The organism is Mesorhizobium sp. M0615, from assembly GCF_040320805.1.
GTDB lineage: Bacteria > Pseudomonadota > Alphaproteobacteria > Rhizobiales > Rhizobiaceae > Mesorhizobium.
This window is the reverse complement of record NZ_JAMYQI010000001.1, coordinates 38,742-63,433: the sequence shown is the minus strand read 5'-3', so window position 1 is coordinate 63,433 and position 24,692 is coordinate 38,742. Positions and strand designations below refer to the sequence as shown.

22 protein-coding genes are annotated in these 24,692 nt (G+C 63.5%); 8 read left to right on the top strand and 14 right to left on the bottom strand.

Annotation, left to right across the window (positions count from 1 at the left end):
• Positions 1-225: 225 nt before the first annotated feature.
• Together uvrB and NKI46_RS00310 are read right to left on the bottom strand one after the other, a co-directional pair.
• A complete protein-coding gene (gene uvrB / locus NKI46_RS00315; protein WP_352460601.1) occupies positions 226-3,396 on the bottom strand; it encodes an excinuclease ABC subunit UvrB in 3,171 nt (1,056 codons plus the stop codon).
• A gap of 122 nt (positions 3,397-3,518) precedes the next feature.
• Positions 3,519-4,784, bottom strand: coding sequence for a hypothetical protein (locus NKI46_RS00310; RefSeq protein ID WP_352460600.1), 1,266 nt, complete (start codon positions 4,782-4,784; stop codon positions 3,519-3,521).
• 146 nt (positions 4,785-4,930) lie between these two features.
• On the opposite strand from NKI46_RS00310, the gene NKI46_RS00305 reads away from it, so the two are divergent.
• Positions 4,931-5,977 carry a CapA family protein gene (locus NKI46_RS00305; protein ID WP_352460599.1) on the top strand — a complete coding sequence of 349 codons (1,047 nt, stop codon included), beginning with the start codon at positions 4,931-4,933 and terminating at the stop codon, positions 5,975-5,977.
• Positions 5,978-6,023: 46 nt separating this feature from the next.
• Complete coding sequence (locus NKI46_RS00300) at positions 6,024-6,992, top strand: hypothetical protein (protein WP_352460598.1); 969 nt, start codon at positions 6,024-6,026, stop codon at positions 6,990-6,992.
• Positions 6,993-7,108: 116 nt separating this feature from the next.
• Here NKI46_RS00300 and NKI46_RS00295 read toward each other — a convergent pair whose 3' ends face one another.
• Together NKI46_RS00295 and NKI46_RS00290 are read right to left on the bottom strand one after the other, a co-directional pair.
• Positions 7,109-7,342: a DUF2314 domain-containing protein gene (locus NKI46_RS00295; RefSeq protein ID WP_352460607.1), complete on the bottom strand. Its 234-nt coding sequence runs from the start codon at positions 7,340-7,342 to the stop codon at positions 7,109-7,111.
• Between the two features lie 361 nt (positions 7,343-7,703).
• Positions 7,704-8,219 carry a hypothetical protein gene (locus NKI46_RS00290; RefSeq protein ID WP_023672002.1) on the bottom strand — a complete coding sequence of 172 codons (516 nt, stop codon included), beginning with the start codon at positions 8,217-8,219 and terminating at the stop codon, positions 7,704-7,706.
• Positions 8,220-8,502: 283 nt separating this feature from the next.
• On the opposite strand from NKI46_RS00290, the gene NKI46_RS00285 reads away from it, so the two are divergent.
• Positions 8,503-9,135, top strand: coding sequence for a hypothetical protein (locus tag NKI46_RS00285; RefSeq protein WP_155923215.1), 633 nt, complete (start codon positions 8,503-8,505; stop codon positions 9,133-9,135).
• Positions 9,136-9,252: 117 nt separating this feature from the next.
• Here the strand turns inward: NKI46_RS00285 and NKI46_RS00280 are convergent, their stop codons facing one another.
• Positions 9,253-9,537 (bottom strand): hypothetical protein, encoded by a 285-nt coding sequence (locus tag NKI46_RS00280; protein ID WP_023737830.1) that lies wholly within the window; start codon positions 9,535-9,537, stop codon positions 9,253-9,255.
• 610 nt (positions 9,538-10,147) lie between these two features.
• Between NKI46_RS00280 and NKI46_RS00275 the strand changes: the two genes are divergently transcribed.
• Positions 10,148-11,086, top strand: coding sequence for a diacylglycerol/lipid kinase family protein (locus NKI46_RS00275; RefSeq protein WP_352744235.1), 939 nt, complete (start codon positions 10,148-10,150; stop codon positions 11,084-11,086).
• A gap of 82 nt (positions 11,087-11,168) precedes the next feature.
• On the opposite strand, the gene NKI46_RS00270 is transcribed toward NKI46_RS00275, so the two are convergent.
• Genes NKI46_RS00270 through NKI46_RS00260 form a run of 3 tightly spaced genes read right to left on the bottom strand, consistent with a single transcriptional unit; the run spans position 11,169 to position 14,910 of the window.
• Entirely contained in the window at positions 11,169-12,086 is a 918-nt protein-coding gene (locus NKI46_RS00270) for an NAD(P)-dependent oxidoreductase (RefSeq protein ID WP_023737832.1), read from the bottom strand.
• The gene (locus NKI46_RS00265; protein ID WP_023671997.1) at positions 12,083-13,297 is read right to left on the bottom strand and encodes a mandelate racemase/muconate lactonizing enzyme family protein; all 1,215 of its coding nucleotides are present in this window, start codon (positions 13,295-13,297) and stop codon (positions 12,083-12,085) included. The genes NKI46_RS00270 and NKI46_RS00265 overlap by 4 nt, the downstream gene beginning before the upstream one ends.
• On the bottom strand, positions 13,294-14,910 hold the full coding sequence (locus NKI46_RS00260) for a GMC family oxidoreductase (RefSeq protein WP_023737833.1): 1,617 nt from the start codon (positions 14,908-14,910) through the stop codon (positions 13,294-13,296). Before NKI46_RS00260 ends, NKI46_RS00265 begins: the two co-directional genes overlap by 4 nt.
• Before the next feature lie 223 nt (positions 14,911-15,133).
• Here NKI46_RS00260 and NKI46_RS00255 point away from each other — a divergent pair, with 223 nt between their 5' ends.
• Entirely contained in the window at positions 15,134-15,529 is a 396-nt protein-coding gene (locus NKI46_RS00255) for an acyl-CoA thioesterase (protein ID WP_023671995.1), read from the top strand.
• Between the two features lie 502 nt (positions 15,530-16,031).
• On the opposite strand, the gene NKI46_RS00250 is transcribed toward NKI46_RS00255, so the two are convergent.
• Complete coding sequence (locus tag NKI46_RS00250) at positions 16,032-16,400, bottom strand: winged helix-turn-helix transcriptional regulator (RefSeq protein WP_023683744.1); 369 nt, start codon at positions 16,398-16,400, stop codon at positions 16,032-16,034.
• Positions 16,401-16,489: 89 nt separating this feature from the next.
• On the opposite strand from NKI46_RS00250, the gene NKI46_RS00245 reads away from it, so the two are divergent.
• Positions 16,490-17,095: an NADPH-dependent FMN reductase gene (locus NKI46_RS00245; protein WP_023737834.1), complete on the top strand. Its 606-nt coding sequence runs from the start codon at positions 16,490-16,492 to the stop codon at positions 17,093-17,095.
• Between the two features lie 165 nt (positions 17,096-17,260).
• On the opposite strand, the gene NKI46_RS00240 is transcribed toward NKI46_RS00245, so the two are convergent.
• A complete protein-coding gene (locus tag NKI46_RS00240; protein WP_023737835.1) occupies positions 17,261-18,556 on the bottom strand; it encodes a glucoamylase family protein in 1,296 nt (431 codons plus the stop codon).
• Positions 18,557-18,814: 258 nt separating this feature from the next.
• On the opposite strand from NKI46_RS00240, the gene NKI46_RS00235 reads away from it, so the two are divergent.
• Positions 18,815-19,693 carry a DMT family transporter gene (locus tag NKI46_RS00235; RefSeq protein WP_050593096.1) on the top strand — a complete coding sequence of 293 codons (879 nt, stop codon included), beginning with the start codon at positions 18,815-18,817 and terminating at the stop codon, positions 19,691-19,693.
• A gap of 28 nt (positions 19,694-19,721) precedes the next feature.
• Here NKI46_RS00235 and NKI46_RS00230 read toward each other — a convergent pair whose 3' ends face one another.
• Both NKI46_RS00230 and NKI46_RS00225 read right to left on the bottom strand, forming a co-directional pair.
• Complete coding sequence (locus NKI46_RS00230) at positions 19,722-21,032, bottom strand: hemolysin family protein (RefSeq protein ID WP_023683747.1); 1,311 nt, start codon at positions 21,030-21,032, stop codon at positions 19,722-19,724.
• A gap of 70 nt (positions 21,033-21,102) precedes the next feature.
• Entirely contained in the window at positions 21,103-21,810 is a 708-nt protein-coding gene (locus tag NKI46_RS00225; protein ID WP_023724930.1) for an LssY C-terminal domain-containing protein, read from the bottom strand.
• Between the two features lie 112 nt (positions 21,811-21,922).
• Between NKI46_RS00225 and NKI46_RS00220 the strand changes: the two genes are divergently transcribed.
• Entirely contained in the window at positions 21,923-22,642 is a 720-nt protein-coding gene (locus NKI46_RS00220; RefSeq protein ID WP_023737837.1) for a gamma-glutamylcyclotransferase, read from the top strand.
• Between the two features lie 20 nt (positions 22,643-22,662).
• On the opposite strand, the gene NKI46_RS00215 is transcribed toward NKI46_RS00220, so the two are convergent.
• Positions 22,663-23,448 carry an extensin-like domain-containing protein gene (locus NKI46_RS00215; protein ID WP_023737838.1) on the bottom strand — a complete coding sequence of 262 codons (786 nt, stop codon included), beginning with the start codon at positions 23,446-23,448 and terminating at the stop codon, positions 22,663-22,665.
• A 132-nt stretch (positions 23,449-23,580) separates the two neighbouring features.
• Positions 23,581-24,648, bottom strand: coding sequence for an extensin family protein (locus NKI46_RS00210; RefSeq protein WP_352744622.1), 1,068 nt, complete (start codon positions 24,646-24,648; stop codon positions 23,581-23,583).
• Positions 24,649-24,692: the final 44 nt, after the last annotated feature.

Sequence of the window (24,692 nt, the reverse complement as noted above, 5' to 3'; positions counted from 1 at the left end):
AAAAAACCCGTAATGTCCCTGGTCAACCCTGCAAGCGAACTCGCAGGGCAGAAATCGGGCCACGCTGATGATGGTGATCGATAGACACGCAGCCCTCCTTTCAAGACAAAACTTTGAGTGTGTGGAGCGATTACACCAAAGGCGGGGGTGGAGGCAAGTGGGCGACGGATGCGGCGGTGGTGGAGCGCTCTTTCCTTCTCCCACAAGTGGAGAAGGAAAGAGGTGCTATTTCCCCGGCCGTCCCGTCTTGCCCGGCCGGCGCTTTTCGCGGCGGGCGTCGCCTGGGTCTTCGTAGGAGCCGATGCCGGCGCGCTGGCGAACGAATGGCTTTGGGGAATCGTCGCGTTCCTTCGCGCCCCCCTCTGCCCTGCCGGGCATCTCCTCCACTCGGGGGGAGATTGGCTGGGGCTTGGCCGGCACTTTCCCTTCGACCGGCTTTTCCGTGCGCCGCACGGTCATCTCGTCGAGCGAATTCTTCTTGAACAGTGGCTTGGTGGCGCCGCCCGGAATGCCGAAGTCGGAGCCGTGCGCTTCCTGCGCCGACTGTTTCTTGAACAGCGAGCGCGACACCGCGCCTGACGGTGTCGGCATGTCGGTACCAGGCCCCATATCGTCGATCGACGGCTTGGCAAATAGCGGTTTCTTCACCGGCACGGCGCCGTCGGCGCCCATTTCGTCGAGCGCCGGCTTGCGGAAGAGGTTGGACCGGGCAGCCCTGGCCGCCTCTTCGGCGGCACGTGCCTCATCGAACTTGCGAAAACGCTCCTGTTCCTCAGCCGTACGGTGCTTGGCCACGCCCTTGTTGTGCTTGCCCTTCTCGCGGCCGGAGACCGGGCTTTCCATGTCGGCGTATTTGGCCAGAGGGTCTTCCGAGATGGACAGTTCCATCTCGCGCAGCCGCTTGATCTCGTCGCGGATGCGGGCGGCCTTCTCGAAGTCGAGATTGGCGGCGGCGTCGCGCATCTGCTTTTCCATGGCGTCGAGATGAGCCTTGAGATTGTTGCCCATCATCGCACCGGCGCCGTCGGTGAACTGCGAGATATCGGCGCGGACATGGTCCTTCTCGTAGACCGAGTCCAGAATGTCGGAGATGCGCGACTTCACCGATTCCGGGGTGATGCCGTTGGCCGCGTTCCATTCCATCTGCTTTTCGCGGCGGCGGTTGGTCTCGGCCATCGCCCGCTCCATCGAGCCGGTGACCTGGTCGGCATAGAGGATGACCTTGCCGTCGACGTTGCGGGCGGCGCGACCGATGGTCTGGATCAGCGACGTCTCGGAGCGCAGGAAGCCCTCCTTGTCGGCGTCGAGGATGGCGACGAAACCGCATTCGGGAATGTCGAGGCCTTCGCGCAGCAGGTTGATGCCGACCAGCACGTCGAAAGCGCCGAGGCGGAGATCGCGCAGAATCTCGATGCGCTCCAGCGTGTCGATGTCGGAGTGCATGTAGCGAACGCGCACGCCTTGCTCATGCAAATATTCGGTCAGGTCTTCGGCCATGCGCTTGGTCAAAACGGTGACCAGCGTGCGGTAGCCGGCGGCAGTGGTGTCGCGGATTTCGCCGACGACATCGTCGACCTGGCTTTTCGCCGGGCGGACTTCGACCGGCGGATCGATCAGGCCGGTCGGGCGGATGACCTGCTCGGCGAACACGCCGCCGGCCTGTTCCATCTCCCAGGCGCCGGGTGTCGCAGAAACCGCGACGGAGAGCGGACGCATCGCATCCCACTCCTCGAAGCGCAGCGGACGGTTATCCATGCAGGAGGGCAGGCGAAAACCATACTCCGCCAGCGTCGCCTTGCGGCGAAAGTCGCCACGATACATTCCGCCGATCTGCGGCACGGTCACGTGGCTTTCGTCGATGAAGACCAGCGCATTGTCAGGGATATATTCGAACAGGGTCGGCGGCGGATCGCCCGGCTGGCGTCCCGTGAGATAGCGCGAATAGTTCTCGATGCCGGCGCAGGAGCCGGTGGCTTCCAGCATCTCAAGATCGAAGCGGCAGCGCTGTTCGAGCCGCTGTGCCTCCAGCAGGCGGCCGGCGCGCTCGAGCTCGACCAGCCGGTGCTTGAGCTCCTCCTTGATCGACTTGATCGCCTGGTTGAGCGTTGGACGCGGCGTCACATAGTGCGAGTTGGCGTAGATCTTGACGCTCTTCAGCTCGCCGGTCTTCTGGCCGGTGAGCGGATCGAATTCGGTGATCGCCTCGATCTCGTCGCCGAACATCGAGATGCGCCAGGCGCGGTCCTCAAGGTGGGCCGGGAAGATTTCGATCGTGTCGCCGCGCACGCGGAACGAGCCGCGCACGAAATTGATGTCCTGGCGCTTGTACTGCTGGGCGACGAGGTCGGCGAGCAGCGCCCGCTGGTCGAGCCGATCGCCGATCTGCATCTGGAAGGTCATCGCCGTGTAGGTCTCGACCGAGCCGATACCGTAGATGCAGGACACCGAGGCGACGATGATGACGTCATCGCGCTCGAGCAGCGAACGCGTCGCCGAATGGCGCATGCGGTCGATCTGCTCGTTGATCGAGGATTCCTTCTCGATGAAAGTGTCGGTGCGCGGAACGTAGGCTTCCGGTTGGTAGTAGTCGTAATAGGAGACGAAATACTCCACCGCATTGTCTGGGAAGAATTTCTTGAACTCGGAATAGAGCTGCGCGGCCAGCGTTTTGTTGGGCGCCAGGATCAAGGCAGGGCGCTGCGTCTGCTCGATCACCTTGGCCATGGTGAAGGTTTTGCCGGAGCCGGTGACGCCGAGCAGTACCTGGGTGCGGTCATTGTTATCGACGCCCTCGACAAGATCCTTGATGGCGGTCGGCTGGTCGCCGGCCGGCTCGAAATCCGACACCATCTTGATAGCGATGCCGCCTTCGGATTTTTCCGGGCGGGCAGGGCGGTGCGGCGTCCACAGCACGCCGTCCTTGTGCAGCGGGTTGCCGGATTCGATCAGCGCCGACAGCGCCGCGACCGTCGCGGTGACGCTGCCCGAGGCCATCGTCTCGGCGTCTTCCAGCGAGATGTCGAGACCGGCGACCGGGTTGAGGCCGGCGGCGGTGCGCTCGCGCGCCGTTGCCGCGCCACCCATCGAGGTCCCGCGCGAACTGCGGCCGGGGGAGGTTGAGCGTTCCGGAATCTTCTTCGCCACCTTCGGCGGCTTGGCGCCGCCGGAACTACGCCCTTCCTTCTCGGCCTCCTGCTCGATCTGCTCTGCCCAGTCGGCAATCGAGCCGCTCAGCGGCGTGCCGGTGAAGTCAGCCTGCGGCGCCTCGGCGAAGCCACCCTTGTGCAAGGGCTCCGAAGCATCGAGGAAATCGGTCAACGGGCTGCGCCGCTTGGGCGGCGAAGCGCTGTTGTCACCCGCCGGAGACGGTGTCTTTTTCTCGGGAAGTTTGGCCATGCCCCAAATATGGGCAGAGTCCGCCAAAATGGAAAGAGTGCAGTGGCAAGGGACACTAAGCGGGTCGAAGCTCCTGACACAAGGGTGTCAGGAGCTGTGTCACGCAAAGCCGGGCCACCTGCTCAATTGAACCACAGCGCGAAGGTCAAAAACCCACCGCCACCGAACTGACGCTGGATCTGGTCGAACTCGCCGCTGGTCACGATCTCACCGCTCTCGAGGTAGGGCGCGATGGCCGGGCCGGTAATCGACAGAACTAGGTCGAAAGGCTTCGGTTCTTCGAAGAAACGCTTCATGTTGATGCCCTGGCCGGTGCTGGCCGTGATGCGGAAATGCGGCAGCAGCTTGCGGCCTTCCAAAAGGTCTTCGGCCATGGTCAGAGTGGCGAGCCAGGCCTCGACCTGCTCCTCGCCGACTTCGAGCCCGGTGAGCGGGTTCTCGCCCTTCTGCTGCGGTCCCGGTAGCCATTCGCGGTCATTGTCGGTCTCGGCGCGGATCGCCTTCCAGTCCTGGCGCGACAGCCGGATCATTTCGAGCAGATGGCGGCGCGCCGCTTGACGTCGCTCGGGCTCGACCACCGGCCAGTTGACGAGGTGAACCATGGAGATGAAATCCGCGATGCGCCATTCCGATGAGAAGATGCTGCTGCCCATGTCCCCGGCGGGAGGCACCAGAACGTCCTGCAGCGGCAGTTTGGCGTGCGGGAACAGCATGTGGAACGAGCCGTCGAACATGGTCCTGAAATCATGCGCCAGCCAGAAATCGGCCTGCGCCATCAGGAATTCGGCATAGCCCTGCAGCCAGAAACCGTCGGCCCGGTCGAAGCGGAATGTGAGCGAGGGAGCGGCGCCGTCCGACGAGATACCGCCGCGCGACAGCGAGGCCATGATCGCGGCCATGCTTTCATCCGGCGCGATGGCACCGTCTTCGTTGAGATCGATGCCGGCATGGGTGAGGTCGACGACCATGCCGATATCGGCATCGGCGGGTACCGAGCCCAGAGTGGCCGCGGATGTCTCCAGCCGGTCGCGAAAGGCGACCAGAATGGCGCGGAACTGCTCATAGGTCAGCGGTTCGGGATCGGGATTGTCCGGAATCGGCAGCCGCATCAGCGGCAGCATGAAGGATTGCGGGCTTTCGAACCCGTGGCGGTGCAGACCGCCGGCGAGGATTTCCAGCGCGGTGAAGAATTCGCCGGCGCCGGCGGCATAGGCTGACGCCGGATCGCCCTGGGCTGCAGCCTCGAGCGTGGTAAGCGCGGCGTTGCGCTCGGTCACCGTTTTGGCCTCGAACAAAGCGGTTGCCGCTTCGGGCGCGGCGGCGCGGGCCGAAGATAAAGGCAGCAACAGGAGGAGGGCGGACGCCAGCAGGCCTGCAAAACGTGTCATCTCATCCCTCCACTATGCGATGCGCAGACATTACACGCATTTGGCGCCGTGTCTGCCGGCGGCAGTGTTTCAAGGACTGACGGTCGACACTTCCCGGGCAGACCGTCTACACAAGCTAACCGATTGGGCAAACGATTGGGCGTCGCGTGTCGAATTATCCGCTTTCCTACAAACTGTCATGGCTGCCGCGCTTCCTGAAACCGTCTCTCGGCGGCGATGTCAGGGATTTTGCGCCGATCGCGGCAACGACACTCATCGATCCACCGCCAGGGCGCAAGGTGCGGCTGGCCTTTGTCGGCGATATTTCGGCGGTGGCCAACCATAGTGCGCCGGAGTGCGATCCGGAGATCGCAAAGCTCTTGGGCTCAGCCGATCTGGTGATCGGCAATTGCGAAAGTCCGGTCGTCGAGCGGCCGAGCGTGGCGTTTGGCACGCGGCTTGGCACTCACCATGCGATGAGCGAGCGGTTTCTTGCCGCGGCGCTTGCCGCCGTAGGCATCGCGCGCGAAAGGCTCGTGCTGTCGCTGGCCAACAACCATGTGCTCGACCAGGGCGTCGCCGGTTTCGACGAGACGGTTGCGGCGCTGAAGCGGCTTGGCATCCGCCCCATCGGCACCGCGAAAAAAGGGCCGGTCGAACAGGTCAAGGCCGGGCCGCTGACGATCGGCTTTGCCGCTTTCACACTGTGGCGCAATGCCGACGCCGCAGTTTTCAATGAGCGTGTGTCGATGCAAAGCGATCCGGCGGCATGGCCGAGCGGCGCGGCCGACAAGAACATCGACCTCACCTGTGCGGTGCCGCACTGGGACTGGGAGTTCCGGCATTTTCCGCAGCCGCAAACGCAAACGCTGGCGAGGTTGCTGGCCGGTCACGGCGTCGGACTGATTGCCGGGCACCACGCCCATGTCGTGCAGCCGGTGCAATGGGTCGGCAAGACGCTCGCGGCGTACGGGCTTGGCGACTTCCTCGGCACGGCGCTGGCGCGACAGCCCTGGCCCAGCCGCATCGGCGGCATTTTCGTCGTCGATGTCAGCGCCGATCTCGGCAAGCGCGGCGCGATCGCCGGCTACCGGATGCATCCCTTCATGCGGCTGCGCTCAGGCGGGCATGAGCGGTTGGTTCCGGTCGAGGCGCTGACTGGCCGGATGAAGGGCAAGGTCGAGGCCAGGCTGAAGGCGATCTTTGGCGACTGACGACTTTCCCGCTATCATAGGCATAATAGGACTTTGCGAGGGGGCGATGGAAGCAGCTGAGTTCATGCCTGATGAAGCGGTGGTCGCCGGCATCAGGAAGAATATCGAGATCTATGAGGCTGGACGGGCTTCGGCCTGCCGCCAGGTGCGCTGGCGGGTGCCGGTGTTTCTGGGGCTGCTGCTGGTTTTTGTCGTGCTGGTGGCCTGGCTGTTCAACAAGGTCGCCGACTTGAACGAGCAATGGTTCTCGACGCCGCATGTGTTCCTCTATGTCGGCGGTTTCTTCGCGGCGCTGCTGCTGTACTTCCTGGCGATCAGGCCGGCGACGCGGCTGCAGCAATCGTTCCGTGACACGCTGCTGCCGATCATCTTCGGCTTCATCAGGGATGTGCGCTATCAGCACAGCGTGACGCCGAATTCCTTCGACCGGCTGCCGCGCGCCGTGGTCGGCGCCTTCAACCGGCAGAGCTTTGACGACATCGTGTCAGGCCGCTACGAGGATTTTCCGTTCGAGCTCTACGAGGCGGAGTTGCGCCAAGGTTCGGGCAAAGGCTCGTCGACGGTCTTCAAGGGCGTCATCGTTGCGTTCGAAACGATCGCGCCGTTCCCCGGCATATTGGTCGCGACGCGCCGCAGCAACGCGGTGGTCGGTTTCTTCCGCGGCATCTTCGCCGGCAAGATGCAGGAACTGTCCAGCGGCGATCCGCTGCTCGACGGCGACTACGAATTTCGCACCGACAATGTCGCCGCCGCCCAGCCGTTGGTGAGCGGCCGGCTGGCGCAGGCGCTGAAATGGCTGCACGAGACATGGCGCGATGATCCGGCGCGGGTGGCGCTTAATGGCAGCGATGGTTTCCTGCTCTTGCCGCAGCCGAAGAATTTCTTCGAACTGGCCGCCATTTCCGTGCCACTCGATTACACCAAGCACATCGCGCCGATGATCGCCGATATGGGCGCGATCTTGGCGACGGCGGCGCTGGTGCGCAAGACCGGCGCGACGGATGGCGAGGCCTAAAGCGCCGCGCGTCGAAACGAATTCATGCGACGCGCTTCAGGTCTTGTTTTGATGCATATCGTTGCCCCAAAACGGAGGTCCTGTTTAGGCGCATGCATTAGCCAGGCTGCCGCGCGTCAGCAGGCGAAGCCGTAGTTCTGGCGGTAATATTCGACGTCTTCTTGCGCCATCGTCTTGAACATCACGCAGACGGTGAAGCTCCCGACCTGGCGACCGTTTCTGGTGTAGCCCCAGTCGGAAATATCGTCCCGCTTGAATTCGAGTTCCTGGCCGGCCACGACATTGTGCACCGCTTGCGGCTCATTGGCCAATGTTCCTGCAAATCCGGTCGCGGTCTTGTGGAAGGGGATGATCCAGAAATGCTCCGGGCGTCTCCGTCCCTGACCTCGACTTTCAACTTGTAGCTGGTTGTCCCGGCTGGCGGCGCATCCGACAAGGACAGGAATTCATCGAGGCTGGCGCGCGCCTGCGCAATGGCCGCCGCCATGTCCGGATCGTCCCTGGCGACGCCTACAACCTTGTCGCCGCCCTGGCCGGAATCCTGCGCACCGGCCGGAACCGGCGCCAACGCCAGCACCAGGGACAGCACGGTTCGAACTGCATGCTTCATGAAATGGCGCTCCTGCGTGTCGATGCCTGACACCATCATGCATCTATCTGGAGTTTTCAACGGCAGTGCGACAGCGTGGTATGGTCCGAACGGCAGGCCGCTCACAACCCGCTCGGCACCAGCCCTGCCAGCCAGTTCGCGGACCGCTTGGCAATGCCGACCGTTGCCGACGCGACGCGGCCGAGATCTGTCTTGACCACGGCGTAGCCGTTCCTGGTGCGGTAGAGCACGCCTGTTCCGCCATCGACCACTTGCTCGTAGGCGACGGGCCGTACCGCTGCTGCCTCCATGGCCGTCGTCGGGGAGCCGACGGGAACGCTCGGCCGATGGCTCAGTTCCGGCGGCAACGGGGTTTGGACATTCCGGCTGGCCGGCTTCAGTTCCGGGCGGGATGCGGCCGCCGCCAGTTGCGAAGAAGACGCCGACCCCTTGCTGCGGCAGATGCCAGAGACCAGCGGATAGTCGAAGTTCTTCTGGTGCAGCATCTGGCTTTTCATCGCCGCTTCGCAGTCGGCGATGGTCGCCCACTTCGCCGGCGTCTCGCCGATATATTCGCAAAGCTTGGCGTCGCAGTCGCAGCCGACAATGGTCATGGCGACAAGGGCGGTCTTGATCACGGTCTTGTCCTTCGGATTGCCCCCCGGCAGCCAGTCCTTCCATCGCGCGCGAACAAGGCGGGATTTTGGCCGCGATCACGCGATGAGCCGGGGGATGCGTTTTTCGGGTACGGCTCACTATAGGTGGATTTCGAGACACCCGGTAGCAGATAGGGCGGGAGCGTGATGCATTTGCAGAAGAAGCCTGAATATCTTGTCGGCTATGGCCGCGACAACTGTTTCTTGGCCCGGTTTTCTACTACGATACTCACGGGGCGATACAACAATATAGGAGGGGTTTGTCATGGGAAGAATTGTCCGGTCCGCTGAGCCTGTGCCGAAAAGGGATTCAACGCTCGAGGGCATTCCAGGCGATGCTCCGCTCGGCGTCGACGATGACAAGCAAGAAGATCAAGGATCGAAAGGCGGCGACGGCTATCTCGACCGGGTTGCGAAGTACGTGCCTGCCGAAGTCGTGGCATTTTTCATCTTCGTCAACTCCATCCTGGTCAATGCCACTGAGCAGCCGGTTGCCAAGGCGTTGACCGATGCGGTGGCGGAAGAGACCAAAGGCAATCCGGGGGACATTCCGGGTAAGGTGCAGGCAGCCATCTATAAGATTGAAATGGCCGGTATCAGCGTCTGGACCATTTCATGGATCATGTTGATCGTCGCGCTGGCGATGACGCCGGTGTATCTGAAATCGGTCAGCGATTCAGCCGACAATGCGGAGGCTCCGGGAGCCAACATCGTCATGTCGATGCTCGCCTTCCCATTCTGGGCCTATGCCGTCAACGCGCTGGCCCTCAGGCCATGGCATGACGGTGCGCTGGCCAGCATCATGCTCGCCACCTTCACGCTCATCAGCGGCGCCATACGGCCGGAATATATAAACGCTGGCCTCAATTTGATCCCGGGCATCGGCCCGAAGAAGTAGCTGGCCCGCCGGGCAGGCCGCGGTGCAGGGCGCGGCTTCAGTTGTAGACGCGCTCCAGCCTCGCGCCTGCTTCGAACAGCGCCGGCAGCACGATGTGCAGCTTGCGCACGGCGACGATCAGCCCGGTGCGACGGGTGGCCGGATCGATCGGAACGGTTGGCTGAACAGCGCCCGGGCGCCTTCGGGCGGAGCGAAGTCTGCCGCCGAAAGCACGGTGAGCATGATCGCGTCATTGCCACCGATCTCGACGAAGGACACGCCTCTGTCGATCAGGCGCGGGATCATGTCGGTGAATTGCTGATCGCGCCTGGTGATGAAGATGGTTCCGTCAGCGCCGAAATCGCGTTCCAGCAAAGTATCGGCTTCTTCACGCGTCGCTTCGCCGACCGGACCTTGGCCCAAAAGACAGTCGGCGCCGGGATTTCTCCCAGCGCCTCCCTGTCAGATCAGGACACGGTCGCGGCAGCAACTTCCGCAAAGTCGTCGCGCCATGCCGGCCTTGATTTTGACGGTCCTGCCAGTCACCGCCCGAGGGCAGTGCCCGTTCCAGACCACGCCGTTCTCCACCCTTGCGAGCTTCGTTCGGCGCGCCATCGAAGGTTTTCGCCGTCCTTCATGGCAGCATCGGTCCGCCGTTGGCGTTCGCACGCTTTCCGCGGCCCCGTAGGTCTCGGCATCCGTCCCTCGAACAAGCAAGCCTGCTCTCGCTTCGGGCCGTACGGGCCTCAGGAAATCCGCCTTTTCGCTTTGCCTTTCGGCGTGGCGATCGGTAGCCGCCTGAGATGGTTAAACTTACGCCGGGTAAGGGTTTTGGGGAATGGGCGTGAGCCTGTGGATAACGGGATTATCGGGGATCGTTTGCCACAAAGCTCGGAATTTCGACTCCAGCTGCATTAGACAGCCCGCCCGCTTTTTGGCGCCTGATCGGCTGTGCCCCTTGCTCCGCCGGCTGGCGCGGGCTTCAATGCCGGCAAGCATCGAGCCTATCGGCTCGGTGCGGGGAGGGTGCGCATTGAAAGTCGGGGTGGTGCTCAATCCGATTGCCGGCGGCGGCCGGCTGAAACGGCATTGGCCGGAGGTCGCCGCATCGCTGAAAAAGCATTTCGGCGAATTCGAGCTGCGCGAGACGCAGGCCGAGGGCGACGCCGAAAGGCTGGCGCTCGACCTCGCGGCAAGCGGCTTCGGGCTGGTGATCGCGGCCGGCGGCGACGGCACCGCCAGCGAGGTGGCCGACGGATTGCTGCAGGCATTCGATGAGAGCGGCCGGACAACCGAACTTGCCTTGCTGCCTTGCGGCACCGGCATCGATTTCGCGCGCGGACTTGGCCTGCCGAAAGAGGTGGATGCGGCGTTGAAGCGGATCGCCGAAGCCAAGGCGCGCAAGGTCGATGCCGGGCGCATCTGCTACATCGACGACCATGGCGCGCTGGCCAGCCGGCACTTCATCAATATCGCCAGCCTCGGCCTGTCCGGCGCCACGGACCGTGCGGTCAATGCCGACAAGCGCAAGGGCAGGATGTCGGCCAAGGCGCGGTTTTTCTGGCGCACCGTGGTCGAGTTCATCCGCTACCGCTTCCAGGACGTCAGGATCACCGTCGACGATGGCACCCCGGTCGAGGCGCGCATGGCGCTGGTGGCGGTCGCCAACGGAAAGTTCTTCGGCGGCGGCATGATGATCGCCCCGGACGCCGAACTCGCCGACGGCCAGTTCGACATCGTCATCCTGCGCGCGGCCGGCAAGCTGAAGCTGATCTGGGATATTCGGCTGCTCTATGGCGGCCGGCACCGCAACCATCCGGCCATCACCATATTGCGTGGCCGGAAAGTGGTGGTCGAACCTATCGGCGATGTCGAGAAGAACGGCGCGCTGGTCGACATAGATGGCGAGTCGCCGGGGCGTATACCCGCGACGTTTGAGATCCTGCCCGGAGCGCTGACGCTGAGATATTGAATCAAGGCGTTGAGGGATTGATTCAGGTGGTTTGAGCGGCGAACCGGCCAAGGGCCTGAATCGCAGGACATATCTACCCGGCTTAGCTTTCCAGCTTGGCTGGGAAACCGGGCGCGCGCAGATCCATGTCGACGGCATCCTCAAGCAGTTTGACGATCTGGGTCGACCAGGCGCCGCCGCCATATTCCTGTTTGCCCATCAGGAAAATCTCACTCACAAGCGGCGCCAATTGGAGTGGCAGTCTGAACTCCCTGCCCATCGCAAGCGCAAAGCCGAGGTCCTTCAGTGCCAGGTCCATGGTGAAGCCAATGTCGTAGGAGCCGTTGAGGATGAGCTGGCTTTCGGTCTCATGGGCGAAGCTGTTGCCGGAGGAGGCGACGATGGCGTGGTAGGATTGCGCGAGGTCGAGGCCGCCTTGCTTGGCCAACATCAGCGCCTCGCCGGCGGCGACGAGATGGATGAAGGCCAGCATGTTGGTGATCACCTTGATCACCGCCGCCGAGCCGACCGGACCCATCAGGAACGACTTTGCGCACATCGCTTCGATGGCCGGACGATGGCGCTCGTAAAGCGCAGCATCGCCGCCGACAAGCGCGGTGATCTTTCCGACCGCGGCCAGATGCACGCCGCCGGTGACCGGGCACTCAAGCGTTTCGACGCCCTTGGCCGAGGCGAGGGCGGCGAGGCGCAGAATCTCGTCGCGGCCATTCGTCGACATCTCGATCCATGTGCCGCCCTTGGGCAATCCTTCCAGCAGTCCACCGGGACCAGCCAGCACCGCTTCACTGACCTTGGGCGAGGGCAGGCATGTCATGGCGTTGCCGGCTAGCGCTGCCGCTTCAGCCGGGCTGGTCGCGGCCGTGGCGTCGAGCGCCACGAGGCGTTCGACGGCGGCGGGGTCGCGGTCGAAGACGATGACGACAAAACCGTTGCGCAACAGGCTGGCGGCAAGGTTGGCGCCGAGATGGCCAAGGCCGATGAAGGCGTAGCGTTCGCTCACGGCATCAGCGGCGTTTGCATCATCTGCAAATGCAGGTCCTTGCCGGTGTAGGGATGCGCGTCGCAGACCGCTTCGTCCAGCTCGACGCCGAGGCCCGGCTCCTTCGATGGAATGACATTGCCGTCCTGCCATTCGATCTTCTTCTTGAGCAGTGTCGCGTGGAAGCCGTCCCACTGCTTCAGCGATTCCAGGATGAGGAAATTGGGCAGCGTCACCGCCAGCTGGATGTTGGCGGCGCCAACGATCGGCCCACAATAGCAGTGCGGCGCGATCTGGATGTGGTAGGCCTCGGCCATGGCGGCGATCTTCTTGGTTTCGAGAATGCCGCCGGAACGGCCAAGGTCCGGTTGCAGGATGGTGGCGGCGCGGTTCTCGATGATTCGGGCGAATTCGAACTTGGTCGTCAACCGCTCGCCGGTGGCGATCGGGATCGACGTGCCTCGCGCCACCTGAGCCATCACTTCGGGCATGTCGGGCGGCACCGGCTCTTCGAACCACAAGGGATCGTAGGGCTCGATGGCACGTGCCATGCGCAGCGCACCCGACGCGGTGAACTGGCCATGCGTGCCGAACAGAATATCGGCGCGGGTGCCGACCGCTTCGCGGATCGCCTTGACCATGCGGGTGGAGACATCGATGTCGATCAGGCGCGGCTGGTGGCCGTCGAAGGCGGTGTAGGGGCCTGCTGGGTCGAGCTTGACGGCGTTGAACCCCTGCTCGACATATTCGAGCGCGCAGGCGGCCGCCAATTCGGGGTCATTGTAGACGTTCCGGCCGTCCGGCGCGTCCTCCGAATGGACGCTGCCGGTGTGCGGATAGAGATAGGTGTAGGAGCGCAGCGTCTCGTGCACCTGGCCGCCGAGCAGTTTGTAGACCGGCTTGTCGGCTTCCTTGCCGACAATGTCCCAGCAGGCCATTTCCAGCGCCGAGAAACAGCCCATGCCGGTAACGTCGGGGCGCTGGGTAAATCCTGAGGAATAGGCGCGGCGGAAGAAGGTCTCGATGTCATGCGGATCGTGGCCGATCAGGTAACGCTCGGCCATGTCCTCGACCAGCTTCGCTGTTATGTGAGCCGAGAAGGTGGCGTTGTAGGCCTCGCCGTAACCGACGACGCCGCCATCGGTGGTCAGCTTGACGAAGATGAAATACTTGCCGCCGATGCCGGGCGGCGGGTTGCCGACTACCCAGGTCTTGACGTCGGTGATCTTCATTTTTGGTCCTCCAGAACCAGTTCGGCGCCCTTCCATCCGGTCATGACCGAGGCGGCGTTGGTGTTGCCGGTGATGTTGGCGGGAAAGATCGAGGCGTCGATGACACGCAGACCTTCGAGCCCGTGCACTTTCAGGCGCGGGTCGACGACGGCGGCCCCGGCGTCCGGCCCCATGCGGCAGGTCGAGACCGGGTGATAGACGGTGCCTGAGCGCTTCCTGAAATCCTGGATCAGGTCGGCATCCGATTGGATCGATGGGCCCGGCAAAACCTCCTCAGTGATGATCTCGGCCATGGCGGGCATCGAGGCTATCTTGCGCACGAATTTCACCGCCGCCAGCATCTCGTCGACATCGGCGTTGGTGGAATAGGCGTTGGCGACGATCCTGGGATAGTCCAGCGGATTGCTGGAGCGGATCATGATCTCGCCGCGGCTGGACGGGCGGCAGTTGGAGAGGCCGATGGAAAAGCCCGGCCACGGATCCGGCGTCAGGATCGGCCGCTCGCCGCTCTTCGGAATGACGGTCGAGAAAGCCTGGAAATAAAGCTGCATGTTGGGGCGCGAAAACGCCGGGTCGGTTCGGAAGAAGCCGCCGCCATGGTTCATCGACAGCGACAGCGGGCCGGAGCGGGTGAGGATGTACTGCATGCCGACCAGCAGCTTGCCCCACCAGGGCCGCAGGATTTGGTTGAGCGTCGGCACGTTTCCCTTGAAGGTATAGTTGATGCCGACATGGTCCTGCAGATGCGCGCCGACATTTTCGTTGGCGTGGACGACCGGGATGCCAAGCCCCTTGAGCAGTGACGAGGGGCCGACGCCGGACAGTTGCAAGAGCTGCGGCGAGTTGATCGAGCCGGCGGACAGGATGACTTCGCGGCCGGCCCGCGCCGTCTTGGTCTCGCCGTTCTGCAGATATTCGATGCCGACGGCTCGCTTGCCCTCGAACAGGATCCTGCTCGCCAGCGCATTCGTCTCGACGCGGACGTTTTTGCGCTTCATCGCGGGGCGCAGGAAGGCGCGCACGGCCGACATGCGGCGGCCGTTTTTGGTGGAGATCTGGTAGGTGCCGACGCCTTCCTGGGCGGCACCGTTGAAGTCGGGGTTGAGCGGCAGCCCGGCTTGCTGGCCGGCGGCGAGGTAGCGCCTGGTCAGCGGATGGACGGCGTTCGTCGTGTCGGTGATATGCAGCGGCCCGCCGGTGCCGCGCCATCTATCGGCGCCGGCCTCATTGTCCTCAAGCGCCTTGAAGCCCGGCAACAGATCGTCATAACCCCAACCGGGATTGCCGGCATCGCGCCAGTCGTCAAAGTCCTCGCGCGCGCCACGGATCCAGACCATGGCGTTGATCGAGCTGGAGCCGCCAAGCAGCTTGCCGCGCGGCCAATGGTCGACATTGCCGGCAAGGCCGGGGTCCGGCTCGGGCTTGTAGTTCCAGTTGACCGCCGGATCGAAGAAGGTCTTGCCGTAGCCGAGCGGCATCTGGACATAAAAGCGGCGGTCGCTGCCGCCGGCCTCCAGCACCAGCACGGAGAAGCGGCCCGAAATCGACAGCCTGTCGGCCAGAACCGAGCCGGCCGAGCCGGAGCCGACGATGATGAAGTCATAAGTCTGCATGATTGGTGTTGGCGGCTCCGCAAAACTGAGCGCAGCCTATCCGCGACGGCTTGGCCGCGCCCCTGCGGCTTCCGGCATGGCTTGTGAAAAAAGCGACCGTGAGACGCCTGGTCGGAAAAGCCACCATGGAACCGACATTGCGCCGGGAGCCTCGCCCGTCGCGTTGACCTCTTGGGTCCATGACGCTACGGGATCAAGGGCTATCGCTTCAGGGGAATCTCGGATGGTGCATTACGCGGACGGACGGCCGATCGGTGATCTGACCTTGCGTACGCTCGCCATGCCGGCCGATGCAAATGCGGCCGGCGACATCTTTGGCGGTTGGGTGATGGCGCAGATGGATCTTGCCTGCGGCATCCGTGCGGCCGAGCGGGCCAAGGGTCGCGTGGTGACGGCGGCTGTCAAGGAAATGTCCTTCGCCAAGGCGATGAAGATCGGCGACACGCTGTGCATCTACACCCATGTCGAGCGCGTCGGCCGCACCTCCATGACGCTCAAGGTCGAGGCCTGGGCGCAACGCTACCTCTCCGACCTGATGGAGAAGGTCACCCACGCCGATTTCGTCATGGTGGCGCTGGATAGCGACGGCAAGCCGAAGCCGATTCCAACCGAAAGTTGACATCGTCGATTCTGCCAAGCTTGCGCTTATGTAACATCCCCCGCGCGGGCGATGCGCTGCGCGACATCCAATGGTTGCCTTCCACATCCGATTCTGCGGGCGGCGGAGGGAAGACAATGCGTCAACACATGCTGAACGGCTGGCTCGTGGCGGCCCTTGTCGCGGTGATCTGCGTGCTTGGCACGACCGCTTATACCGAGATCAGGAAAGAGCTCCCAAGCGTCGCCTGCACGCACGACCGGACCGTTGGCAACGAGCGGACTGCCCAGCGGTCTGCAAGGGTAGAGACGTGCGGCGCAGTGTGTTGCAGCAACCCTGCGTCAAAGTGCCTGAGGGCCCGTCAGCGGAAGACCTCGTCAGCCTCAAAATGATGATGCGCCGGCGAACGAAACGCTGCAGCTATGTCGCGATGGCGTGACCAACGATGCACGGGCGGATCCAGTTAAACCCGGGTACGCGTCGTCGACGGCAAAATCCGTAAACTATTGCTGGGCAACGGTTTTCAGGCGTGCACGCCATCGAATCTTTCACGCGCCGCCTGGACCCGCGAGGTGTTCTTCCGCGCCCATTCGCCGAGCGCGCCGACCGGCACCAGCAGCTCATGGCCGAGCTCCGTCAGCTCATAGTCGACGCGTGGCGGGATGGTCGGGAACACGGTTCGGGTGACGAAGCCGTCGCGCTCAAGACCGCGCAAGGTGGTGGTCAGCATCTTCTGCGAAATGCCGCCGACAGCGGCGCGCAACTCATTGAAACGCAGCGGTCCGCCGCCCAGCTTGCCGACGACCAGAACGGTCCATTTGTCGCCGACGCGCTGCAGGATTTCCGAGACGGCGCGGCAGTCTTCGGTGTTGTGCGGGTGCCTCAGTAACATAACGGTGCCTCCTTGCGCTGCCATTTGTCAGTATCTCATATAGCGCCGGTATCCAAACGATACCAGCTTCTGCATATATGGAGAGCCCCATGTCCAAGCCCAAAATCGCCATCGTCGTCGGTTCGACACGCGCCGCGCGTTTCGCCGATGTGCCCGCCCAGTGGATCGCCAAGATCGCGAAATCTCATGCCGACATCGACGTCGAGACCGTCGACCTGCGCGACTGGCCGCTGCCCTTCTTCGACGAGGTCGCCTCGTCCGCCTGGGCGCCGTCGCAGAACGAAGTTGCCCAGCGCTGGCAAAAGAAGGTCGCCGAATTCGACGGCTTCATCTTCACCGCCGCCGAATACAATCATGGCCCGACGGCCGTGCTGAAGAACGCCATCGATTACGCCGCCAATGAATGGAACAAGAAGCCGGCCGGTTTCGTCGGCTATGGCAGCGTCGGCGGCTCGCGCGCTGTCGAACATTTGCGTCTTGCCGCGGTCGAATTGCAGATGGCGCCGGTCAAATCCGCCGTTCACATTGCCTGGAGCGATTTCCTGGCGGTGCGCCATGGCGAGAAGAAGCTCGAGGAGATCGAGCATCTGAACCAGGCTGCCACGGCGCTGGTCAACGACGTTGCCTGGTGGGCCCGCGTGCTCAAGGCAGCGCGTCAGGCCGACGCGATTGCCGGCGAAGCCCAGGCGGCCTGAGCCTTATCCTCCCAAGGATCGATGATTTTTCCAAAGGGCGGCGTTTGCGCCGCCCTTTTTCATTCACGTGAAGAGGCGCTCTCGGCTCCCTTGGCCGGATGGTGGAGTCGGACCGGCAAGGTCGCGCTGATGCCTTGACGATCCCGCGCGAAGGATCGCCGCCTGTCACAGCCAACCGCCGGAAAACCCGGCCCGGCGCAGTCCTGTGGTGATGGCCGGCACGCGGCGCATCAATCGCCACAGGAAGTCGGACCGGTAGTTCTCGATCATCAGGGCGATCGGCCCCTGGTTGATGCCGACATGGTCCGGCGATACCCAACCGCAGGCGCGGCCGTCGTCGGCAGCGATCGTCGGGTTGAAGCTCGCGGTGAAGCCGTAAGGGTTGCCGTCGCGCAGGTCCATCTCGTGGAAATGGCGCAGCGCCGGCAGCACGATTTCCGGCGCAAAAGGCAAGGAGGCGATTGCCGCCCATGGCGACAGCGTGCCGTCATCGGGGCCAAACGGTGCGCCGCGGGCGAGATAACCGAAGAAGCGGCGTCCATCGGCTCGCCGCGCGATCGGACCTGGGCCGTCGCTGGCGGTGACGCCCCAGCAATTCTCGCCATAGCCCGCGAACCCCCTCGGATTGCGGATTGCGTAATCGCGCTGCAGATACGTCGCCTGGCGGCTGTTTTCGAAATAGTCCCGGTCGTGATCGCGCATGAAGGCATCGCGGATGTCGCGAAAATCGATCCAGATATGCGAGAACTGGTGGATGAAAAGCGGGCCGGCATAGACCATCTCGCGGCCGTAGATGGTCTTCCATTTGTAAGTGGACAGCCAGGCCGCGTAGCTCTCGGGAGTTAGCGAGTGGGTCGGCGAACCGAGACCCAGGACGTACAGGATCAGCGCCTCGTCAAATCCTTCCCAGCGGTAGCGGAGAAAGCCTTTTCCAGGCCGCCAGCCATGGGTGACGGTGGCGCCGCCGTTCTGCGCCCAGCGCCAGTCGGCACGGCGGTAGAGCGCATCGGCAAGCTGGCGGATTTCCAGTTCGAGCTCATCGTCCTCGTCGAAATAAGCGCCGGCGGCCAGAACACCGGCAAGCAAAAGGGCGGTATCGATCGTGGACAGTTCGCAATTCCAGACGCGGCGGCCGGTCTTCATGTCGAGGAAATGATAGTAGAAACCCCTGTAGCCGGTGGCATCGGGCTCCGGCCCGTGCGGGGAGTTCCAGAAGAAGCGAAGCGTGGCGAGCGTCCGTTCGATTGCGGCATCGCGCGTCATGAAACCGCGATCGACACCGACGGGATAGGACGACAAAGCGAGCCCGACGGCGGCTATGCTGGCAGGCGACGCCTGCGTGTTGCGGTCGGCGACCAGGCCGTTGGCAGGGTTGGCCTCGTTGAGAAAATACTCGAAGGACAGGCGCTGGATATCTTGGAGAAGCTCGTCGTTTAGCGCGTGTTCGTTCGATGCATCCATGACAATCGATATAGAGGCTTTGGCTGCTTTTGCCATTCTTCCAGCGGATCAATCATGGGTGAGGGCAGGCTGGGGCCGATAGCGAAAGGCGCTGCCGACGCACCGAATTCAAATCGAGGGGCTGCGAAGATCGGTTGGACCGCCATATGCACGGCCCTGCCATCTGGCCCGGCCGTCCTCCCCTGATATATCCGGCTGCGATCCATCACATGAGCATGCCCCGTGAAGTCACCCAGCCTGTCAGGCGTCGTTTCCCCCATGACCCCGGTGCTGATCTGTGCACTTGCGATCTTCCTTCTGTCCGCCATGGATGCGGCGATGAAAATCCTGGTGATCGCCGTCGGTGTCTACAACACGGTGCTGTGGCGAAGCATGCTTGCGAGCGTGGTCGCGGGCACGGCCTGGGCGGCGGGGCCGCGTTCCCTTCCCACGCCTTCCGTGCTGCGGCTACACGCGCTGCGCGCCGTGGTCGTGGGCATCGTTCTGCTGTCGTTCTTCTGGGGCCTTGCCAGATTGCCGCTGGCGGATGGGATCGGGCTTAGTTTCGTCGCGCCGCTGTTCGCTCTCCTGCTGGCGGCGCTGCTTTTGGGCGAACGCATACAGCGCCAGGCGATCTGGGCGTCGCTGGCGGGCATCGCCGGCGTCGTCATCATCATGGCCGGACAGTTCGGGCAAGGGAATTATACCGGGGATGCCCTGCTTGGCACGGTGGCGGTGCTCGCATCGACGGTGTTCTACGCCTACAATCTGATCCTCTCGCGGCGGCAGGCGCTGGTGGCCAAGCCAGTCGAGATCATGCTGTTCCAGAACCTGTGCGTTGCCGCCGTCCTTCTCCCCGCCGCTCCCTGGCTCGCGGTTGCCCTGCCGGGCAATCTCTGGCTTCCGCTGGCCGGGGTGACGGCGCTGTCGCTCTCCGGGCAATTCCTGATGAGCTGGTCCTACGCGCGGGCCGAAGCGCAATATCTGATCCCGACGGAGTATTCTGCCTTCATCTGGGCGATCGTGTTTGGCTGGCTGTTCTTCGACGAGGCGGCGACCTGGACCACGCTGGCTGGAGCGGCCCTGATCGTGGCCAGTTGCCTGATCGCCTCGCGCTCCAATCCGAAGCTTGCCGAACCGATCGAAGCCGCGGTCTGAGGGCGCTATTCGCTTTGACGGCAGAGTGTCAACGCACCACTTCGCGATGGCCGCTGGGCAGCCGGGTGGCGATCAGCTTGTCGATGCGGCGGCCGTCGAGGTCGACGACCTCGAAACGCCAGCCTTGCGCGTCGACGCATTCGCCGGTCGCCGGCAGATGGTGCATGTGCGACAGCACATAACCGGCGACGGTCTCGTAGTCGCGATTTTCCGGCAGGTCGATACCGAGAACGTCAGCCATCTCGTCGGCTTGCATGTATCCCGCGAGCAGCCATGAGCCGTCCTCGCGCTTGACGGCGTTTTCCTCGTCGCCGGCGTCGGTATCGGCCCGGAAGACGCCGGTGATGGCCTCGAGAATGTCGGCAGGTGTGACGATCCCTTCGAAATGGCCGTATTCGTCATGCACCAGCGCCATCGGCACGTCGGATTCCTTCAGCTTCTGCAGCACATCCAGCGCGTCGGCCTGGTCGTAGACGATGGGGGCGGCGCGCACATGCTTGCGCGGATCGAGTGCGCGGCCGGCGAGCAGGGCGGCCAGCACGTCGCGCGTCTGAACAACGCCAACCATGACGTCGACGCCGCCGTCGCCGGCCGGCAGGCGCGAATGCTGGGTCTCCATCAAGAGCTTGCGGATGGCACCCTCATCGGACTGCAAGTTGATCCAGTCGACCTCGGTGCGCGGCGTCATCACGGCGCGCACGGCGCGATCGCCGAGCCGCATGACGCCGGCGATCATGCGCCGCTCGTCAGATTCGATGGTGCCGTGGTGCTCGGCCTCGGCGACCAGCATCTTGATCTCTTCGTCGGTGACTTTTTCCTCGCTCTCGCCGCGCTGGCCGAGCAACCACAATATGGCGCGGCCGGAAATGTCGAGCAGGAACACCAGCGGCGCTGAGACGGTGGCGAGGATGGTCATCGCAGGCGCTGCGCGGGCCGCAACACGCTCGGGATCGCGCAGCGCGATCTGCTTGGGCACCAGTTCGCCGACGATCAGCGAGAAATAGGTGATGATCGCAACGACAATGCCGACGCCGAGCGGATCGGCGATGTTTTCGCGCATGCCGGTCGAGGCCAGGTACACCGACAGCCTGTCGCCCAGCGTGGCGCCGGAGAAGGCGCCCGACAGCACGCCGACCAGAGTGATGCCGATCTGCACTGACGACAGGAATTTGCCGGGATTGGAGCCGAGCGTCAGCGCACGCCCGGCGCCATTAACGCCGCGGTCGATCATCGCCTTGAGCCGCGCCGGGCGCGACGACACGATGGCGAGCTCGGACATCGACAGAAGGCCGTTCACACAGATGAGGACGACCACGGTGGCGATTTCGACGTATAGCATCAGGGCTCAATAGCATTGCGGCGGGCCGCAGGAAAATAGTCCGCGATGATTTTTGGAAAATGACAGTGGTTCAGGGGAATTGCCTGAGCACCCCGACAACAGCCTTGCCGTCGGTGAAATAGGGATCGCCGCCGCCGTTGCGTCCGGTCCTGGTGGCGCCGATGCCCGGGATGTCGCTCACCGAGATCACCATGCCGGCCGCCGACAGGTCGTGGATCACGAGATCGCGCTCGGCGTCGATGTCAGGGGCGATATGGTGGGTGATGGCGCCGGTATCGTGGCTGAGACCAACGCCGCGGTCGAAGCTGGCCGAGCCCATCCAGAGCGTTCGGCCGTCGTCGCCGGTCGCATCGCTGCGCCAGAAGCGGACATGATGGCGCCGGTCGGCGCTGCCGCCGACCGGCTTTTCGAAGGCGAGATCCTGGGCGCGGCCTTCGAACAGCAGCCGGCTGACCGGGGCGTCAGGATAGGGATGATCGAACAGCACGCTCTCACCGATTTCGATCGCGGTCTTTAGCGTCACGCCATCGGCCGTATCCCATCCGGCCATGGCGAAGGCATGGATCATCTCTTTTTCGGTACCGACAAGGCCGATATTGATCGGGTCGCCCGGAATGCCTTGCGGCGTGTGTGTCACCATCTCGAAAGTCTGCGTGCGAAAGCCGCGGTCGCGAACCGTCCAGAATTCCGGCGCAGCGACATAGGCGAGGGCCAGCCAGACCGCCAGAAGAGCGGCGAGCCAGGTCAATGCGCGTCGTTGCAGGCTTCGTCGGCTCATGAAAGCGGCTCGATCCGTGCGGTATCTGTGCCTGACGGACCCTGGAAATCAATGGCCAGCGGCGAGCAGCCGTTCTATCGTCGGCCATCGTTTTTGCGGGGGGTGAGCAGCAATGGATAAGAAGCCGGTGGGTCGCAGCTCGATGGCATTGACCGCGGACCTTGTCGCAAGGGTGGAGCGTGTCGAACCGGATCCGGGTCCCGAGCCCGGAACAACCGAGCATACAGACGCGGAGTTCGATAGTCTTGTCGAGCAACTTCTGTCGGAGCATCGGCCTGAAGCGCTATGGGTCTTTGCCTACGGGTCGCTGATCTGGAACCCCGAATTTGCCCATGTCGAGCAGCGCCCGGCCACGGCGCCAGGATGGCACCGCTCGTTCTGCCTGACGCTGACCCGTTGGCGCGGAACCCGTGATTTGCCGGCGCTGATGCTGGCGCTCGATCGAGGCGGCAGCTGCAACGGCATCGTCTATCGGCTGCCCGCGGAAGACCATGTCGGGCAACTTGGCCAGTTGATGCGCCGCGAGATCGATGCCAATCCGCCGACTAACGTGCCATGCTGGATCAAGGTCAAGACCAAGGATGGGCCGTTGCGGGCCTTGGCTTTCGTCGCCGCGCCAGACGGCAGGGCCTATGCCGGCCGGCTGCCATTGGAGCAGGTTGCCGACACGCTGGCGCGGGCTGCCGGGCATTGGGGCTCGTCGGCTCAATACCTGTTCCGAACCGTCAGCAAGTTGGAAGAGAGCGGTATCCGCGACAGGAACCTTTGGCGCATCCAGGATCTGGTGGCCGAGCAAATCATCGCTTCCACCGGGAACGCCAATCCCGACTGATTTCTGAACGGTGAAACGCCTTAGCGGCAGGCGCGGTAGCCGCTTTTGCGGTTCTTGATGTCGAAATGGAAATGGTTGCGGTGATCGTAATTGTAGCCGGGACCGAGCACGGTGGTGAAATACTGGCAGCCGTCGGCACGCACATTGTTGAGGAAGCCGCGGGTGCGGAAGGCAAACAGGCCGGGCTTGCGCACGTCGATGTCGTCGCCGTTGTTGAGCTCGATGCTCATGACGTCGAGGGCGTTGCCCTTGCCGTGCTCGGACAGGACACCTTCGCCGGCGATGTTGCGGCAGGAATAGCTCGAGCCCTGGTGGATGGTCTTGACGCCCGAGAAATAGCGCCAGCGGGCGGAAGGAACCAGTTCGTTGCTGGTCCAGGCGGCGAAACTTGCGGCCATGTCGCAGGTCAATGTCGCGGCGGGCTTCATCTGGATGCCGCCGATGGCGGAGACCTTGACCGGCCAGTCTATGCCGCACTGTCCCTCATGGATCGGCTGGACATCGGTGTAGACGACGCGAAGGCGCTTCAGCTCGCCACGGCAATCGGTTTCGCTGGCCGGCATCTGCTGCGGCTCCGACATCGGCTCGTCCATGCGCGGATAGGCGGCAGTCATATAGGGATTGGACGGGACGAGCTTCTGCATGCCTTCATATTGCGGCACGGCCGCGGTCTGCGAGCCGACATCGACGGCCGGCTGCAGCGACAGCACGCTGCCAGTGTTGCAAGCCGAAACGGCGGCCAGCGCAAGACCGGTGGCCAGTATCGCTGCGCTTTTTGCCTTCGCGGCGCGAAATATTGCGGCCATGGGCGGAATCCTGTCCTTGATCGGTGGGATTTTAACGATCAAGGGTAAAGGAAAACTCAGCGTTCCCGTTCATGCCTGCGGCCGAAATGCGGCAGCCAGACCATCACCGGCATGACGATCACTGGAGGGCCATTACTGGCAGAAAGTGCCACCATTCCGGCGCGGTTCGAGATCGAGATGGAAATGCAGGGAATGGTCCGGGTCCGCGCCCGGTCCAAGCACGGTGTTGAACGGTCCGCAGGCGGCCTTGCGCACCGCATTGAGGAATTTGCCGTCCTTCTCGGGCGGCGTTGGACCGACTTCGACCTTTCTGCCATCCGACAACGTGAAGCTGGCAATATCGAGCGCGTTGCCGAAGGCATGTTCCGACAGATGGCGCGTGCCGTTGCGCGGCCGGCAGACAAAGGCCGATGCCTGGTTAATCGATTTCAGGTCAGCTCCGAACTCGGCTTTCGCCGCCGGCTGTATGATTTCGGCGGCAAAGCGGGCTGCAGCCTCGGCCATTGGGCAGTTGAGTTCGGTCGCGGGGCCGATGGCGATGGATTTTCCGAGCGACTTCAGCACCAGGGGATAGGGGATCGAGCAGCCGATGTCGGGATTGCTTTCCGCCTTATGCTCCTCGAATTCGACACCAAGGGCCGTCAGCCGCTCGCGACAGGCGACTTCCGCCGCCGGCATTTTTGCATCGGGCACATCGGCCGAGCGCGCATCGGGCAGCATCTTCTTGTCGCCGGCATCGGGTTTTTCAGGTGGTTGCGGAGCAACGGCCAGCGGCTGAGCTTCAGGTTCCGAAGTGTCTGGCTTTTGTGTCGGAATCGGCACCGCGGCCGGCGGCTCGGGCTCGCTTTGCTTATCGGTCGACGGCTTCGGGGCTGACGGTCCGGGCCGCGCCTGCTTTTTCAAACGGGACTTTTCTTCGTTGAATCGATCGTCATTGGACCGGTTGGGCGCGCCAAGGGGGTTCGGACCTTCGGCCTTTGTCGGTGCCGCGCCGGTCTTCGGCGCCTCTGAAGGACGCGCCTCGGGCAGCGGGACAACGCGCGAGGGCTGCACCGGAACATCGGCGGGCGAGGGCTCTTTATCCGGGGTCTTTTGTTCCACCTGCTTTGGCGTGATGTGCCGCTGTGGCCTGGGCTTCTGGCGGTGTTTGCTGCGCGGCTTAGGATGCGAGTCGACCCGCGGTGAAAACAGCTGCTCCAACCGCTGTGACAGCGGCGTGTAATGCTTCTTGCGCTGTTTGGCGT

Coding starts and splice junctions, on each gene's coding strand:
- NKI46_RS00245 (WP_023737834.1), top strand. CDS start 16,490: ATGTCCAAGCCCAAAATCGCCATCGTCGTCGGTTCGACACGCGCCGCG.
- NKI46_RS00265 (WP_023671997.1), bottom strand. CDS start 13,297: ATGAAGATCACCGACGTCAAGACCTGGGTAGTCGGCAACCCGCCGCCC.
- NKI46_RS00215 (WP_023737838.1), bottom strand. CDS start 23,448: ATGGCCGCAATATTTCGCGCCGCGAAGGCAAAAAGCGCAGCGATACTG.
- NKI46_RS00285 (WP_155923215.1), top strand. CDS start 8,503: ATGGGAAGAATTGTCCGGTCCGCTGAGCCTGTGCCGAAAAGGGATTCA.
- NKI46_RS00310 (WP_352460600.1), bottom strand. CDS start 4,784: ATGACACGTTTTGCAGGCCTGCTGGCGTCCGCCCTCCTCCTGTTGCTG.
- NKI46_RS00225 (WP_023724930.1), bottom strand. CDS start 21,810: ATGAGCCGACGAAGCCTGCAACGACGCGCATTGACCTGGCTCGCCGCT.
- uvrB (WP_352460601.1), bottom strand. CDS start 3,396: ATGGCCAAACTTCCCGAGAAAAAGACACCGTCTCCGGCGGGTGACAAC.
- NKI46_RS00260 (WP_023737833.1), bottom strand. CDS start 14,910: ATGCAGACTTATGACTTCATCATCGTCGGCTCCGGCTCGGCCGGCTCG.
- NKI46_RS00220 (WP_023737837.1), top strand. CDS start 21,923: ATGGATAAGAAGCCGGTGGGTCGCAGCTCGATGGCATTGACCGCGGAC.
- NKI46_RS00300 (WP_352460598.1), top strand. CDS start 6,024: ATGGAAGCAGCTGAGTTCATGCCTGATGAAGCGGTGGTCGCCGGCATC.
- NKI46_RS00230 (WP_023683747.1), bottom strand. CDS start 21,032: ATGCTATACGTCGAAATCGCCACCGTGGTCGTCCTCATCTGTGTGAAC.
- NKI46_RS00235 (WP_050593096.1), top strand. CDS start 18,815: ATGACCCCGGTGCTGATCTGTGCACTTGCGATCTTCCTTCTGTCCGCC.
- NKI46_RS00240 (WP_023737835.1), bottom strand. CDS start 18,556: ATGGATGCATCGAACGAACACGCGCTAAACGACGAGCTTCTCCAAGAT.
- NKI46_RS00250 (WP_023683744.1), bottom strand. CDS start 16,400: ATGTTACTGAGGCACCCGCACAACACCGAAGACTGCCGCGCCGTCTCG.
- NKI46_RS00255 (WP_023671995.1), top strand. CDS start 15,134: ATGGTGCATTACGCGGACGGACGGCCGATCGGTGATCTGACCTTGCGT.